Genomic DNA, 13,241 nt, shown 5'->3' with positions numbered 1-13,241 from the left:
TTATGTTTTTAAATTGAACGAATAATATCTGCAAAAATGCCGCTTGCGGTTACTTCAGCTCCAGCACCGGCTCCTTTTATCACCAATGGCTGTTCGGAGTATCTTAATGTTTTAAAAATAATAATATTGTCTTTCCCGTAAAGATGGAATAGATCGTTTCCCGGAGCAATGTGCTGTAAGCCTACTTTTGCTTTACCATCTTTAAACTCAGCGGTATATTTCAATATTTTCCCGTCTTTCTGAGCATTTAAAAACAAGGCTTTAAAATGATCTTCATATTCCGTAAGTTTTTCATAGAAATGTTCTACACTGCCCTGCATACAAGCTTCAGGTAAAAATCCAATGTTTTCAATTTCTTCAAACTGTAGCGGATAACCGGCTTCTCTGGCAAGAATCAAAATCTTACGAGCCACATCAGTTCCGGATAAATCTAATCTTGGGTCCGGTTCTGTATATCCTTCTTTTTGAGCCTGGGCTACTACTTCAGAAAATGTTCTACTTCCGTCATAATTATTGAATACAAAATTTAGTGTTCCGCTTAGTACGGCTTCAATGGAAGTTATTTTGTCTCCACTTTTGATAAGATCATTTATTGTTCCTATCACAGGAAGCCCTGCGCCTACGTTGGTTTCAAAATGAAAGCTGCAATTATGATTTCTTGCGGTGTTTTTTAAAATTTTATACTGTTCAAAATCGGATGAGGCTGCAATTTTATTACAGGCTACAATATTGATGCTTCTTTTTAATAAACTTTCATAAACTTCCGGAACTTCCGCGCTTGCTGTGATGTCAACAAAAACAGAATTTCTGAGATTTCGGGATATAATTTCTTTCGCAAAACCTTTTGCTGAGGCTTCTTTTCCAAGTTCATTCCATTTAGAATATTCATCTTTAGAAATTCCTCTGTCCGCAAAAAACATTTTTCGGCTGTTGGAAATCCCGGCAATTCTTAAGTTAATGAGATGATTTTCCCTTAAGTATTGATTCTGCTCGTAAATCTGCTCAATAAGTTTGTTTCCTACATTTCCGGTTCCACAGATATAAAGATGGATTTGTTTTATTTCGGATTCAAAAAATTCTTCATGAAGAACATTTACCGCTTTTTTAGCATCATTTTCAGAAATAACAACACTGATGTTTCTTTCGGAAGAGCCTTGCGCAATAGTTCTTATGTTGATTCCATTATTACCTAAACAACTAAACATTTTAGCGCTTACACCACTTCTGCTTTTCATATTTTCTCCAACCAATGCAAGAATGGAAAGACCGGTTTCAATATTAACAGGAGCAACTCTTTTTAATTGAATATCATCTGCAAAGGAAACATTGATTGCATTTTCTGCTGCCAACATATCTTTCTCATGAATAGCAATAGTAATTGAATGTTCAGAAGATCCTTGTGTAATCAGAATAACATTAATTTTTTCATTGCTCAGGCATTGGAAAAGCTTAGCCGAAATTCCGGGAATTCCAACCATTCCGCTGCCTTCAAGAGTAAGCAAAGCAATATTACCCATATTTGAAATCCCTACAACAAGCTGTTGCTTTTCTTTTTCGGAAATGTTCAAATTATGAGAAACTAATGTTCCCAATTCTTCAGGTTCGAAAGTATTTTTGATTTTAAGATCAATGTTTTTTATCATCACCGGTTGAATTGAAGGCGGATAAATAACTTTTGCTCCAAAATGTGACAACTCCATAGCTTCATGATAAGATATTTCTGCAATAGGTTTAGCATGAGAGGCTAAGCGAGGATCTGCAGTCATCATTCCACTTACATCTGTCCAGATCTGAAGCTCTTTAGCGTTTACTGCTGCTGCGATAATTGCCGCAGTATAATCTGAACCGCCTCGTCCCAGTGTTGTTATATGGTTTTGATCATCAGATGCGATGAATCCAGGACCAATGATGATTTGGTTTTGGTACTGATCAAAATATTTGCTAATGTTATCTTCAGTAAGGTCAAAGTTTACTTTTGCATTGGTAAAATTGCTATTAGTTTTTATAAGCTCTGAAGAATTCATCCATACGCAATCTAAGCTTTGATGCTGAAGCCTTGCTGCAATAATATTCGACGATAAGAATTCTCCATAAGAAGCAATTTTATCCTTTATTCTGTCTGTAAGTTCACCAAGAACATAGATCCCGTTGTACAAATCTTCAATATCATTACAGTGTTTTTTAACAAAACTTAGTAAGGAACTTTGTTCAGAAATAGGGATAAGCTCTTTAACAAGTTGTAAATGTTTTTCTTCAATGCTTTTAAGTTTTTGAAGATAGCTGCCATTTTTTTCAGAAGCATTTTCAGCACCTTGAATGAGTAGATCTGTTACTCCATGAAGTGCTGATACAATGACTGCAACTCTGTCTTTTGAAGACTCTTTTTTTATAATGTTCTCTACTAAAAGAATATTCTGAGAATTGGCGACTGATGTACCGCCGAATTTTAAAATTTTCATCAATTATTGATTTGAGGTTAGGAAAAAATGAAAGTGTTACTCTTTAAAAAAAGAGTACAGGGCACCGGAAATAATATGTGAAAATTTACCCCTTTATGGGGTAGTCGTTGTAGTTGTGAATGTAGAAACAGAAGATATGCCTGAAATAGGTAGTTTCAGGGCAGAAATATCAGATATGTTTCTTAGAAAATTCATTGTAACGAAACAAATGTACAAATTATTTCGGAATAGCCAACTTTTAACATAATAAAATAATAAATCCTTTTTAGGAGAAATAGTTTGTATAATTGATTAAAAATCTTACTTTTATAATGTTAAATTAAAAATAAAAACCATGAAAAATTCAAAAAAGATTAAAAGAGAAAACTTGAAAGCCATTAATGGAGGAGGAATTTGGGATTGTAATGAAAATTGTCCGGAAGGACCTTATGGACCAAATCAGCCGAAATCATGTGCAGAGTTTCACGGTTTGCCAGAATGCTGTAAACGTAGAGTATTGGCAAGCATGGAATGCTTTGAACCTTTTTAATAATATATAAGAGCATTGTTGTATAACAGTGCTTTTTATTTATAACATCAAAATTAAAATAATATGAAAGCAATTAAAAAATTATCAAGAGAACAACAGAAAAGTGTCAATGGTGGTTTTACACAGTTTCAGATTGATACTTGTGGTGGGGAGCAATATGTATGTTTTATGAGAGGAGGCGGATCAACGGCATGGGGATGCTCATTAAAACCGGGAGGAACATGTTATGATCCAATGCTGTAAGTAAAGACGGGATAGCTGTATCAAACTTAATTTTAAAAATAAGCATTATGAAAAAAATATCAAGAACAAAACTTAAAATGATCAAAGGTGCTCAAATGAATGGGTGCGGCAGATGTTCAACTTCTGGAAACTATGGTGATGGTCCTGAATACACTTATAGCTGTATGAGCTTTTGGGGATTATCACCTGAATGCAGAAACTGTGTAGATGTAAGCGCAGATTGCTATGGTCCTGATTATTCTGACTTTTATAACAGATAAAAATATTAACATCAAAAAATTAAAACTACTATGAAAAATTTAAAGAAATTAAATAGAAAAGAGCTTGGAGAAGTAAACGGAGCAATAGGATCAAACTGTAATAGATGTCCAAGAAATACTACTTATGGAACCGGACCTAATGATGCTCCTTGCAGTGCATATCAGGCACTTCCTTTATACTGCAAAGCATGTGTAATTGTAAGTATTGAGTGTATGGATGGCGGAGTATCTTAAAAAGTATCTGTTTATCGGAAATAAAAAAGCACTGTAAAAACAGTGCTTTATTTTTTAACAGTCAGTAGGGAAGTATGGTCCTTTTGGGAGACATATTGGTTGACCATAGCATCCTATGGCGCAAATTTCACGTATTCCACAGTAGCTACAGCTTTCCGATCCACCGTTTACATTTTTAAGACTTTCTCTGTTTAATTTCTTTAAATTTCTCATATTTTTATTATTAGTTTGAATCCTAAATATAAAAAATATTTGAAAGCAAAAAGAAATTATTTTATGCTTTTAGAAAGATCAAGCATAGCCTCAATAGGTTTCAATGCTTTTAATCTTAATTCTTCGTCGATAAGAATTTCAGGAAGCTCATATTTCATACATAAGTACAATTTTTCCATTGTATTACGTTTCATATAGAAGCATTCTGAACAGTTACAGCTTTCATCAAAAACTAAAGCAGGAATCAACTCCTTGTGTGGAGCACGTTTTCTCATTTCGTGAAGGATTCCTTCTTCTGTAGCAATGATGAATTTCTGACAGTCATCTTTTTCTACAAAATTCAATAGGGCGGAAGTAGAACCAATGAAGTGAGCAAGCTTTAAAACTGCTTCTTCACTTTCTGGGTGTGCAATCAGTTTTGCATCCGGATTATCTGCTAACTGCTGAGCAATTCTTTCCATTGAAAACGCTTCGTGTACCACACAGCTACCATCCCAAAGAATCATATCGCGACCTGTCTTTTTAGATAAATATCTTCCAAGGTTTTTATCGGGCGCAAAAATGATGGGTCTGTCTGTTGGTAGAGCTTCAATTACAGTTTCAGCGTTTGAGCTTGTTACGATAATATCACTTTCTGCTTTTGTTTCTGCATTACAATTGATGTATGTTGCAATTAAAGCATTAGGGTGCTGTTCACGCATTTTTCTTAATCCTTCTCCTGAGCAGCCGTCTGCAAGAGAGCATCCAGCCATGGTATCAGGTAAAACTACTTTTTTAGTTGGGTTAAGGATCTTTGCTGCTTCTGCCATGAAATGTACTCCGCAGAATACAATCATATCAGCGTTGGTTTCCTTTGCCTGTCTTGCCAATTGCAGAGAATCCCCAAGAAAATCTGCGATATCCTGAATTTCTCCCGGTTGGTAATAATGGGCAAGAATTACAGCGTTTTTCTCTTCCTTAAGTTTAAGAATGGCTTTTACCAATTCTTCTCCCTGAGGAATGGCTATATCTTTTATATCCAGAAATCCTTTTACAGGAATTGCAGATTTAGCTTTTTCTAATGTTTCGGTACTCATATCAACCTCAATGTTTTTTTATTATCAGAATAGAGGTTAGAAATTAGAAGTTAGATATTGATGAAAGTACATTACTTGCATCCTCTGACCTCATTTTCCAGCCATTAATTATTGATAAAACTTTTTATTAAACTTTCTATTTCTTTTTTAGCTACATCCAGATCGGTGTTTATAACAATCTTGTCAAACTCGCTGGCATAGGTCAGTTCTTCTTCTGCTTTTGCTACACGGGTTTTGATGGTTTCTGCATCATCTGTATTCCTTGAAATCAATCTTCGTTCCAATTCTTCAATGGAAGGCGGTTCTATAAAAATAGATAAAGCCTTTTCTCCGAAGTATTTTTTTAAGGAAATTCCTCCTTTTACATCTACATCAAAAATAACAACTTTTCCCAGATTCCAGATTTTTTCTACTTCAGATTTTAAAGTACCATAATATTTGTCAGTATATACTTCTTCATATTCTACAAATGCATCTTCTGAAATTTTTTGTCTGAATTCATCAGGTGATAAAAAATGATAATCCACGGCATGAATTTCACTTCCTCTTGGCTGTCTTGTCGTACAGGAAATTGAAAATGAAAGTTCAGGAAATGTTTCCAGAGAATGTTTTACCAATGTAGTTTTTCCGCTTCCAGATGGCGCTGAAAATATAATTACTTTATCCATATTTTTGAGTTTCGAGCTTAGGGTTCGAGCTGGGAATTACCTTTATATGATAATTGTACCCAAAGATTTCGTTCCCTGAAACTATAACACGTTTAACGTTTGTTCTTTAATTTTTTCCAAATCATCCTTCATCTTCACAACCAGTTTCTGAATTTCGGCATGATTGGCTTTGGAACCTAATGTATTGATCTCTCTTCCGATTTCCTGAGAAATAAAGCCCAGTTTTTTTCCGTTGAAAGATTCATTATCCATTACTTCCTTATAGTATTTCAAATGCTGAGTAAGTCTTACTTTTTCTTCTGAAATATCAAGTTTCTCAGTGAAATAAGCCATTTCCTGATAGAAACGGGTTTCATCTACATTTTCAAATTCTTTCAGAGACTTCTGATAACGTTCTTTAACGCTTACAATTCTTTCTTCTTCGAAAGGAATCACTTCACCAAGATATTTGTCTATATTCTGAATATTTCTGTTTAATTCTTCATGCAGAATACTTCCTTCAGTCTTTCTGAATTCTTCAAATCGATCAACAGCAGCATTGACAATCTGTGCCAAAGATTCCCATTCACCTTCTGTCAGTTCATCAGGTCTTGAGGTAATAGCATCAGGCATTCTTACTGCCATTTTAAGATATTCGAAATCAGGTCCGTCTGATGCAATATTTTTAAGCTCCTTGATGTAAGAATCAATTAAACTTTTATTAATTTTCACATCATTAGATTCTTCAAGGTTTTCCAGGTTTACGTAGCAGTCTACTTTTCCACGGATAATTCTATCATTAAGAATTTTTCTGATCTCAAATTCTTTTTCTTTGTAACGTAAAGGAATTTTAATATTTAAATCAAAGCTCTTGCTGTTCAGTGATTTAATATCTATTGTTATTTTTTTTCCTTCAAAAACACCTTCGGCTCTACCGAAGCCGGTCATTGATAAAATCATAGTTTTTTATTGTTCTACAAAGATAAACATTTAAGTGTATAATGTAATACAATGAAATTTCAACATAAAGGTTCTGGTTATTTAATTTTAAACTTTGAAAAATATTTAAGCCGTTAAGTTTAATTAAGAAAAAAATCGGATAGATTTTTATAAGCATTATGCTAAAAGGGAAGTTTATCTTAATATTCTCAACTTCTTCATTGAAATTTGAATGGTTCAAAACAATTCGTAGCTTTTTGTATTTAAAAATAAAAATTGAAATAAACCCATTTTTGTAAATTAGCGCTGTGAAAAAGAAAAATTTAATTTCTGTAGTAGGACCCACCGGAATTGGTAAAACAAAACTGGCAATTGATCTGGCAAAACATTTCAACACTGAGATTGTTTCCTGTGATTCCAGACAGTTTTTTAAGGAAATGAAAATTGGAACAGCATCACCTTCTGACGAGGAGCTGGCTGAAGCACCTCATCATTTTATCGGAAATCTTTCCGTAGAAGAATACTATTCCATCGGGCAATATGAAGAAGATGCCCTGAAAAAACTTAATGAACTTTTCCAAAATCATGATACCGTCATTCTTGTTGGCGGAAGTATGATGTATGAAAAAGCAGTGATTGAAGGACTGAATGATCTGCCTGAAGCTGATATTGAAAATCAGGAGAAACTTCAGAATATCATGGATGAGGAAGGAATAGAAAAACTTCAGGAAATTTTAAAAGAATTAGATCCTGAGTATTTCGGAGTGGTGGATATTCACAACCACCGAAGACTTTTACGTGCTATAGATGTTATCTGGCAAACGGATAAAAAATATTCTGAACAGATTGCTGTTTCCCAGGATTCCAGAGATTTCAATGTGATTAGAATAGGGATTGAAGCACCAAGAGAAGAATTGTATGACAGAATCAACCGAAGAGTTGATATTATGATGGAAAAGGGGCTTTTGGATGAAGTGAGGGGCTTAGAGAAATTCAAAGGATTGACTGCTTTGAATACGGTTGGTTATTCTGAATTATTCAAATACTTTGATGGAGAATGGGATCTTGATTTTGCCGTTTCTGAGATTAAAAAGAACAGCCGTCGATATGCCAAACGTCAATTGACATGGTATAGGAAGGCTGATGATATTCATTATTTACAAGTTGGATATTCTCAAGAGGATTATGTCCAATTGATTGAATATATATTAACTCAGATAAAACTAACAAAGCAGTAATATTATGATTGAAGTAAAGGATTTTATAAGTGATTTCGATGCTGAAGTCTTTAACACCAAAAATAAATCTCCATGGGAAATAACCAATCAGTTAGATGTACTATTAATTGAAAAATTAAAAACCTTATCAGAGAATTATATTATCAATGGAAATATTGCTATTCATAAATCTGCAGACATAGAAGAGGGGGCAATTCTAAAAGGAACCATAATAATCAATGAAAATTGTAGAGTAGGAGCGTATGCTTATTTGAGAGGACCTATATTTCTTGGTAAATCTGTAAATATTGGACCAAGTTCTGAAATTAAACAATCTATAATTCTTGATCATTCTGCTACAGCCCATTTTAATTATATTGGAAATAGTATTATTGGTAAGAATGTAAATTTTGAAGCAGGATCTATTTGCGCGAATCATTTTAACGAAAGAGAAGAGAAAAATATTTCAGTGATCTATAATGATGAAGTAATATATACTGATATACATAAATTTGGATCATTGGTAGGGGATGATTCTAAAATTGGAGCCAATGCTGTTCTATCTCCAGGAACTATTTTACATAAAAAAACGATTGTTAAAAGATTAGAATTAGTTGAACAGGTACTTCAGCAAAATAAAAAATGCAGTCCCTAAAGACCGCATCTCAAACAATATAATTAAATTTACTACTTCCAACCGCCGCCCAGCGCTCTGTATAAATCTACAATGCTGCTTAATCTTTGTCTTTTAATGGAAGCAAGGTTCAATTCTGCCTGAAGAGAATTTCCTTGTGCGGTAATCACTTCAAGATAATTGGCTGAACCTCCTCTGTAAAGAAGTTGTGCACTTTTAATTCCATCTTTTAATGTGGTGGATTGCTCATTTGCTTTTTGCTCCTGAACTTTTAAATTTTCATTAGAAACCAATGCATCAGAAACTTCGCCTACAGCATTTAAAACTGCTTGACGGAATGCTAATACATTTTTCTCTCTCTGAATTTTTGCTACTTCAAAATCTGTTTTCAGTTGTCTTTTCTGGAAAATAGGTTGTGTAATTCCTCCTAAGACAGACCCAAATAATGATGCCGGAATCTGAAACCAGTTATCAATTTTAAAAGAATTCACTCCACCGTTGGCTGTAATCTTTAACGCAGGATACATATTTGCCTGTGCAATTCCAACCATGGCATTAGATTCCAGTAGAACCAATTCCTGCTGACGTACATCCGGTCTACGGCTTACCATTGCTGCGGGAAGTCCAGCCATGATATTCTGAGGTAAGGAAGTGTCAGACATTTCGATAGTTCTGTTGACTTTATTAGGGGTTTCTCCAACAAGGATACTTAAAGCATTTTCCTGTATGGCAATATTCTGTTCCAATTGTGAAATCAGAAGTTCTGTTGCCTGCTTTTGAGCACTAGCCTGTTGCACTCCCAAAGATGTTGTGTCTCCGCTTTCCCACATTTTTTGTGTGATCATCAAGGTGTTATTACTCAATTCTAAATTAGATTTTGCAATACTTAATTGTTTATCAAGCATCAAAAGGTTGTAATATCCTTGAGCAATTGCCGCTACTACTTGTGTCTGAATAGCTTTTGAACCTTCATAGGTCTGCAGATATTGCATTCTTGAAACTTCCTGTTGGTTTTTAATTTTTCCCCAGATGTCTGCTTCCCATGATAAATTAAAAGCTGCGTTATAATCTTCAACATGACTTTGACCTAAAAATAAATTCAAGCTTTGTCCGTTCATGCTGTTTTTTGAAGGCTTTGAAATCTGAGCTGCTACTCCAAAACCAACATCAGGATATTGCATATATTTTGCCTGTTTCAGTTTTTCCTGTGAAGAAGCAACCTGCTTTAAGGCAATCTGAAGATCATAATTGTTTTTAATTCCTTTTTCAATCAGTTCCTGTAAAATAGGATCGTTGAAAAACTGTTTCCATTCCAGATTGGCAATACTTGCTGTATCAGCAGTTGCTGTGTACTGAAATTTTTCTGGTAGCGGGAGATCTGGCTCCGCGTATGCCAGTTTTGACACACACGAAACAGATCCTAAAGCTATGGCGAATGTTAATATAATATTTTTTAGTCTTTTCATAGTTTTGGTTTAATGACTTAAATAATGTTGAGGTTTATTGTCTACCACAGATTATACAGATGTTTTTAAGTTTAAAATTACTTAAGTGTTATTCTAAAAATATTTTGTGATTTATAAACCCTTCTTCTGTATCATTTAATTAATCGTTGAAGCTAAAAGTTCTTCCTCCATTTGTTTTTTCAGAAGTCTTTTTTTCTTTCTGCTTGGCATTTTTTCATGCAGATACTGGAAAACAACATACATTACCGGAATAATGAAAATCCCGAATACTACTCCTGTGAGCATTCCTCCTACAGTACTGTATCCGATGGAATGATTTCCTTTTGCAGAAGCACCTTGTGTCCAAACCAGAGGAAGCATACCCACAATGAAGGCAAAAGAGGTCATTAAGATAGGTCTTAAACGTAATCTTGATGCCTGAAGAGCAGATTCTATTAATGATCTTCCTGCTTTTCTTCGCTGTACAGCAAATTCTACGATCAGGATGGCATTTTTAGCCAATAATCCAACCAGCATGATTAATCCAACCTGTACATAGATGTTATTATCAATTCCCGCCAGCCCTGTGAAGGCAAATACTCCGAAAATTCCTGTTGGAATCGTTAGAATAATAGCAAACGGAAGGATGTAACTTTCATACTGTGCTGCCAATAAGAAATAAACAAAAAGGATACTTAAAAGGAAGATAAAAGTGGTTTGCCCACCAGTTTTGATCTCTTCACGGGTAATTCCTGTCCATTCATAACCATAGCCTCTTGGTAAAGATTGTTTTGCTACTTCTTCAACTGCTTTGATGGCATCTCCGGTACTATATCCAGGTTTTGGTGTACCATTGATCGTTACAGCGTTGAATAGATTGTTTCTCGTCACTGTTTCAGGACCGAACGTTCTTTTCAAGGTCACTAAAGTCTTGGCAGGAACCATTTCTCCAGATTTATTTTTAACATAAATTCCTTCCAAGGAATTAATATCCGTACGATAAGGAATGTCCGCCTGAGCCATTACTCTGTAGTATTTTCCGAATCTGTTGAAATCTGAAACGAAGCTACTTCCGTAATAAATCTGCATGGTTTGCATTAATTCTGTTACAGAAACTCCTAGCTGATTAGCTTTATCCGTATCTACATTGATCGTATATTGTGGATTTCCGGCTGCATAGGTTGTGAAGGCAAATGCAATTTCCGGGCGTTTCATCAATTCACCAATGAACTGTTGAGTTGTTGTTCCCAATTGCTCAAAAGATCCGTTGGTTTTATCCTGAAGCATAAATTCAAAACCGGAAACGTTACCAAATCCCTGAATAGTTGGGAAGTTGAAGAAGAAGGCGTTGGCATCTTTCACCTGGCTTACTTTTCCTGTCAAAGTAGCAGCAATCTGATCAGGATCTTTCATTTCTCCACGTTTATCATAATCTTTAAGTTTGATGAAACCCGCAGAGTAAGGAGAAGCATTGGCATTACTGATGAAGTTCATTCCATCCGCTACCCAAAGGTGATTGGTTGCTTTTTCTCCGTTAATAATTTTATCAATCTGCGCGGTAGCATTATGGGTTCTTTCTAATGAACTTCCCGGAGGAGTATTTACTGCATAAAGTACAAATCCTTGATCTTCCGTTGGAATAAATCCTGAAGGAGCTTTTTTAATCATGAAAATACTTACAGCTGTTATCACAACAAGACCTCCAATGGCTACCCATTTATTTTTAATTAAAAACTTAAGGCTATAAATATATTTTTTAGTCATGTTGTTGAAGCTGGCATTAAATGCATTGAAAAATCTCGCTCCAAAACCTTTTTTATGACCATGTTCACCGTGTTCTCCCTGAGGATCGTTTAGGAATAAGGCACATAATGCTGGGCTTAATGTCAATGCATTTACTGCGGAGATCATAATAGCAATAGCTAATGTAAAGGCAAACTGTCTGTAGAAAACTCCGGCAGGTCCTTGCATGAATCCAACAGGAATAAATACCGCACACATTACCAATGTAATGGAAATAATCGCTCCTGAGATTTCACTCATAGAGTTCATCGTTGCATGTTCTACAGGCATTCCCGTCTGTTCCATTTTGGAATGGACGGCTTCTACTACTACAATCGCATCATCTACTACAATACCGATAGCAAGTACCAAAGCAAATAAAGTAAGCATATTGATACTGAACCCAAATAACTGAAGGAAGAAGAAAGTCCCAATAATCGCTACAGGAACTGCAATGGCTGGAATTAAAGTTGATCTGAAATCCTGAAGGAAAATATACACTACAATAAATACCAAAATGAATGCAATAACCAATGTTTCTACTACCTGATGGATAGAAGCATCAAGGAAATCCTTGGAATTATACATGATAATAGGCTTCACTCCTTTTGGAAGAGAGGTTTCCATTACTTTTACCTGCTTTTCAATCTCAGTAAGGATCTCATTTGCGTTGGAACCTGCAGTTTGAAGGATGGCAAATCCCGCAACCGGTTTTCCGTCTACTCTGTTGGTTGCTGTATAGGTGTAAGAACCGAATTCTACTCTTGCAACATCCTTTAATCTTAAGAATGATCCGTCGCTATTTGCTTTAATGGCGATGCTTTCATAGTCTTCACCTTTATTCAGCTTACCTTTATATTTAAGGATATATTCATAAGTTTCCTTGCTTCCCTGCCCAAGACGTCCTGGAGCAGCTTCAAGGTTGTGGTCTTTAATGGCATTCAAAACTTCCTGTGGAGAAAGATTGTTGGCAGCCAGTCTATCTGGTTTTAGCCAGATTCTCATAGAGTAATCTCTGGTTCCGAAAACCTGCGCCTGTGCAACTCCTGGAATACGCTGAATCTGTGGAATTACGTTGATCTTAAGATAATTCTGTAAGAAAAGCTCATCATATTGTTTTGGATCCTCACTGGATAATCCCATAAACATGATCATACTATTCTGAACTTTCTGTGTGGAAATTCCTGCTTGTACCACTTCCTGAGGAAGCTGGCTCATTGCTTTGGATACACGATTTTGTACGTTTACGGCAGCATTATCAGGATCAGATCCCTGCTTAAAGAAAACGCTCAAGGTCATAGTACCGTCATTACTTGAGTTGGAAGTCATATACGTCATGTTTTCCACACCGTTTACAGCTTCTTCAATAGGTGTTGCTACTGAACGTGCTACTACTTCAGCATTTGCTCCCGGATAAAAAGCCGTTACCTGAACACTCGGCGGAGCAATGTCCGGGAAGAGTGCGATAGGCAAATTAAAGAGAGACAAAGCTCCCAATAATAAGAGTATGATGGAGATGACCGTTGAAAGGACCGGTCTTTCTATAAATTGTTTTAACATAAG

13 protein-coding genes are annotated in these 13,241 nt (G+C 35.4%); 6 read left to right on the top strand and 7 right to left on the bottom strand.

Annotation, left to right across the window (positions count from 1 at the left end; all coding sequences use genetic code 11):
• Nucleotides 1–8: 8 nt before the first annotated feature.
• Nucleotides 9–2,459: a bifunctional aspartate kinase/homoserine dehydrogenase I gene (gene thrA, locus BW983_RS07565; RefSeq protein WP_076551300.1), complete on the bottom strand. Its 2,451-nt coding sequence runs from the start codon at nucleotides 2,457–2,459 to the stop codon at nucleotides 9–11.
• Nucleotides 2,460–2,793: 334 nt separating this feature from the next.
• Between thrA and BW983_RS07560 the strand changes: the two genes are divergently transcribed.
• The 4 genes from BW983_RS07560 (at nucleotide 2,794) to BW983_RS07545 (ending at nucleotide 3,725) form a co-directional block, all read left to right on the top strand.
• On the top strand, nucleotides 2,794–2,988 hold the full coding sequence (locus BW983_RS07560) for a bacteriocin-like protein (RefSeq protein ID WP_076551298.1): 195 nt from the start codon (nucleotides 2,794–2,796) through the stop codon (nucleotides 2,986–2,988).
• Between the two features lie 63 nt (nucleotides 2,989–3,051).
• Nucleotides 3,052–3,231: a bacteriocin-like protein gene (locus BW983_RS07555; RefSeq protein ID WP_076551297.1), complete on the top strand. Its 180-nt coding sequence runs from the start codon at nucleotides 3,052–3,054 to the stop codon at nucleotides 3,229–3,231.
• A 47-nt stretch (nucleotides 3,232–3,278) separates the two neighbouring features.
• The gene (locus BW983_RS07550; RefSeq protein WP_076551295.1) at nucleotides 3,279–3,491 is read left to right on the top strand and encodes a hypothetical protein; all 213 of its coding nucleotides are present in this window, start codon (nucleotides 3,279–3,281) and stop codon (nucleotides 3,489–3,491) included.
• A gap of 30 nt (nucleotides 3,492–3,521) precedes the next feature.
• Nucleotides 3,522–3,725 (top strand): bacteriocin-like protein, encoded by a 204-nt coding sequence (locus tag BW983_RS07545; protein WP_065395080.1) that lies wholly within the window; start codon nucleotides 3,522–3,524, stop codon nucleotides 3,723–3,725.
• Nucleotides 3,726–3,779: 54 nt separating this feature from the next.
• Here the strand turns inward: BW983_RS07545 and BW983_RS24600 are convergent, their stop codons facing one another.
• The 4 genes from BW983_RS24600 to BW983_RS07530 all read right to left on the bottom strand — a co-directional run bounded on the left by BW983_RS24600 (nucleotide 3,780) and on the right by BW983_RS07530 (nucleotide 6,621).
• The gene (locus BW983_RS24600; RefSeq protein WP_438561440.1) at nucleotides 3,780–3,938 is read right to left on the bottom strand and encodes a bacteriocin-like protein; all 159 of its coding nucleotides are present in this window, start codon (nucleotides 3,936–3,938) and stop codon (nucleotides 3,780–3,782) included.
• A gap of 56 nt (nucleotides 3,939–3,994) precedes the next feature.
• On the bottom strand, nucleotides 3,995–5,014 hold the full coding sequence (nadA, locus tag BW983_RS07540) for a quinolinate synthase NadA (protein WP_076551293.1): 1,020 nt from the start codon (nucleotides 5,012–5,014) through the stop codon (nucleotides 3,995–3,997).
• 104 nt (nucleotides 5,015–5,118) lie between these two features.
• Nucleotides 5,119–5,682, bottom strand: a complete 564-nt coding sequence (gene gmk / locus BW983_RS07535; RefSeq protein WP_076551292.1) for a guanylate kinase — start codon at nucleotides 5,680–5,682, stop codon at nucleotides 5,119–5,121.
• Nucleotides 5,683–5,763: 81 nt separating this feature from the next.
• Nucleotides 5,764–6,621 carry a YicC family protein gene (locus BW983_RS07530; RefSeq protein ID WP_076551290.1) on the bottom strand — a complete coding sequence of 286 codons (858 nt, stop codon included), beginning with the start codon at nucleotides 6,619–6,621 and terminating at the stop codon, nucleotides 5,764–5,766.
• Nucleotides 6,622–6,908: 287 nt separating this feature from the next.
• Here BW983_RS07530 and miaA point away from each other — a divergent pair, with 287 nt between their 5' ends.
• A complete protein-coding gene (gene miaA, locus BW983_RS07525; protein ID WP_076551288.1) occupies nucleotides 6,909–7,838 on the top strand; it encodes a tRNA (adenosine(37)-N6)-dimethylallyltransferase MiaA in 930 nt (309 codons plus the stop codon).
• Nucleotides 7,839–7,842: 4 nt separating this feature from the next.
• Nucleotides 7,843–8,472, top strand: coding sequence for an LbetaH domain-containing protein (locus BW983_RS07520; protein WP_076551287.1), 630 nt, complete (start codon nucleotides 7,843–7,845; stop codon nucleotides 8,470–8,472).
• Between the two features lie 32 nt (nucleotides 8,473–8,504).
• Here the strand turns inward: BW983_RS07520 and BW983_RS07515 are convergent, their stop codons facing one another.
• Both BW983_RS07515 and BW983_RS07510 read right to left on the bottom strand, forming a co-directional pair.
• Nucleotides 8,505–9,917, bottom strand: coding sequence for an efflux transporter outer membrane subunit (locus BW983_RS07515; RefSeq protein WP_076551285.1), 1,413 nt, complete (start codon nucleotides 9,915–9,917; stop codon nucleotides 8,505–8,507).
• Nucleotides 9,918–10,052: 135 nt separating this feature from the next.
• A complete protein-coding gene (locus BW983_RS07510; RefSeq protein WP_076551284.1) occupies nucleotides 10,053–13,238 on the bottom strand; it encodes an efflux RND transporter permease subunit in 3,186 nt (1,061 codons plus the stop codon).
• Between the last annotated feature and the right edge of the window lie 3 nt (nucleotides 13,239–13,241).

It is taken from the genome of Chryseobacterium ureilyticum (assembly GCF_900156735.1).
Lineage (GTDB): Bacteria > Bacteroidota > Bacteroidia > Flavobacteriales > Weeksellaceae > Chryseobacterium > Chryseobacterium ureilyticum.
The sequence above is the reverse complement of the archived record's forward strand: the minus strand, read 5'-3'. Positions and strand labels throughout refer to the sequence as shown.